Below are 1,909 nucleotides of genomic sequence, written 5' to 3'. Positions count from 1 at the left end.
CGGGTATCGGGTCCTGCTCCATGTGGATCACTGCTCTTTCCCGGCACGCCCATTCGTAGGCCGCATTGCACTTCGCGCAGGATTTCAGATGGATCCTGATAGCCTGTTGCTGATCTTCATCCAGCGTCCCATTGACGAACCACGGCAGCAGCCTTTCGATCTCATCGTGGGAATAAATTTCATATTCTGTCATTACGCCTCCTATGCGTATGCCGCCAGGAAGACCTTGAGCTTCTGACGCGCATAGAACATCCTGGTTTTTACCGTATTGATCGAACAGCCCATGGTCTCGGCGATTTCGTCGTAGCTCATTCCATGAAAATAGGTCAATGCCATGACGGTCCTGTGTTCAAAAGACAAGCGATCCAATGCGACGCCGATATGGCGTCGCAATTGTGTCTCGCCCAACTGATGCTCCGGCTCGACGACCTCTTCCGAAGCCATGACATCCATATCCATTTCCACCGGCGTGTCCACCATGGACAAGGCCTTCAAGCCCTGTCTGTAGGCGATGGAAAAGATCCAGGTCGAGACTTTGGATTGCCGATTGTAGGTATTGGCTTTCCCCCATACGACAAACATCGTGTCATTGATGATCTCCTCACTCAACTGGCCATCTCGGACCAGGCGCCGCAGAAACTGCGCCAATCGCGGGAAATAGCTTCTATAGAGATGCTCGAAAGCCTTCCTGTCGCCATGCGAGATGCGTTCGAGCAGGTGGATTTCTTCTTGTTCGATGGAATTAGCTAAAGGGCCGCGCATTTCTATTTTTTTGCTGGATGTGCCGTTGATGCCGACTTCTCAAAAAAAGGTTCATTTTATTTTTTCGAACCATTTCAGGCCATCCCCGTATTTACGCAGCGGAACACTCTTTTTTTGAGGAAACATGAAACTCTTCTTGGATGTCACCCGCATTGCGATGATCTATCTCCACATCATCTCCATGCTCGCCGCCGCAGTGTCCATCGTGATGCTGGATTTTCTCGTATTCAAGGAACGAGGATATGTCTTCCTCGCCCAGATGATTCATAAATTGGCCACCATTGTACTGATCGCCCTGCTGGGATTGTGGGTGACCGGACTGACGGTGATCGGCGTCGATACCGGATTCGACCCCAACATCATCGCCCATAACGGCAAGCTGCTGGCCAAGCTGGGGGTGGTCACGATTCTCAGCATCAACGGCATCGCGGTCCATTTATATGTCCTCCCACGCCTGGCCCATACCGACCAGCGTGTCGCGATGCTGGACATGTTCACGCTCTCCATCGGTGTGGTCAGTGCGGTGAGCTGGGGTTATGCCGCGTTCCTGGGCATTGCCAAGGCGCTTACCCCGCACCTTGGCTTGAGCGGATTCATTGGACTGTATCTGCTGGCCATTGCCTGCGCCTGGATTATCGTCGTCACCATCATCCGTCCCAGGCTGTTGAAACTACGTCAGCTACCAGAGCGGCGCGCGGTATTGTCGTGAGGACGTCCAATAGTTAAAGCTTGGCCGGCGCAACCGGCTCAAGCATGGCGTGCATGGCCGGCGTTGCCAGCAACTTCTTGTAGCTGGCAGCAGACATCGCATCGATCATCAGACGACCACTGACATCGGCCTTGATGTACTCGACGGCCAGTAGCGCAATGACTGGATTGGTGGTCAAGGTGGCCTGGTCGGGGCTGCTATCGCCGAACTCGGCCACCACGGCAGACTCATCATCTGCCACCACCACCGCCAGGCGCCGCCCGGCCAGGCGCAGCCTCGCGCTGGCGCCGCATTCGGCCATGTCGTAGGTCTGCGGGCCGGTCAACGTCCCCTTGCCATAGATGGCCACATGGGTGTCCACCCCTCTGGCACTGGGCGCCTTCAGCAGTGAACCCAACTCGTCAAGCTCTTCATCCCAAATACGGCGAACAGGCTTTT

Annotated in this window: 3 protein-coding genes and 1 pseudogene; 1 reads left to right on the top strand and 3 read right to left on the bottom strand. The window is 55.0% G+C overall.

What is annotated here, in order from left to right:
* Both I5W_RS07835 and I5W_RS07830 read right to left on the bottom strand, forming a co-directional pair.
* Positions 1-193, bottom strand: a 193-nt coding sequence (locus tag I5W_RS07835; RefSeq protein WP_044528810.1) for a zf-HC2 domain-containing protein, incomplete at its 3' end; no start/stop codon positions are given.
* Between the two features lie 8 nt (positions 194-201).
* Positions 202-762: an RNA polymerase sigma factor gene (locus tag I5W_RS07830; RefSeq protein ID WP_017453390.1), complete on the bottom strand. Its 561-nt coding sequence runs from the start codon at positions 760-762 to the stop codon at positions 202-204.
* A gap of 136 nt (positions 763-898) precedes the next feature.
* On the opposite strand from I5W_RS07830, the gene I5W_RS07825 reads away from it, so the two are divergent.
* On the top strand, positions 899-1,471 hold the full coding sequence (locus I5W_RS07825) for a hypothetical protein (protein WP_252716939.1): 573 nt from the start codon (positions 899-901) through the stop codon (positions 1,469-1,471).
* Between the two features lie 13 nt (positions 1,472-1,484).
* On the opposite strand, the pseudogene I5W_RS07820 reads toward I5W_RS07825, so the two are convergent.
* A pseudogene (locus tag I5W_RS07820) lies at positions 1,485-1,909 on the bottom strand (TrmB family transcriptional regulator); the annotation flags it as partial.

The sequence above is a fragment of the Herbaspirillum sp. B65 genome (assembly GCF_000333555.1).
Taxonomy (GTDB): domain Bacteria; phylum Pseudomonadota; class Gammaproteobacteria; order Burkholderiales; family Burkholderiaceae_D; genus Herbaspirillum; species Herbaspirillum rubrisubalbicans.
Note: the sequence above shows the minus strand (reverse complement) of the source record. Positions and strands in the feature narration are given on the sequence as shown.

Bases quoted from the DNA above. Each gene is read 5' to 3' on its own strand.
- I5W_RS07830 (WP_017453390.1), bottom strand. From the start codon at position 762: ATGCGCGGCCCTTTAGCTAATTCCATCGAACAAGAAGAAATCCACCTG.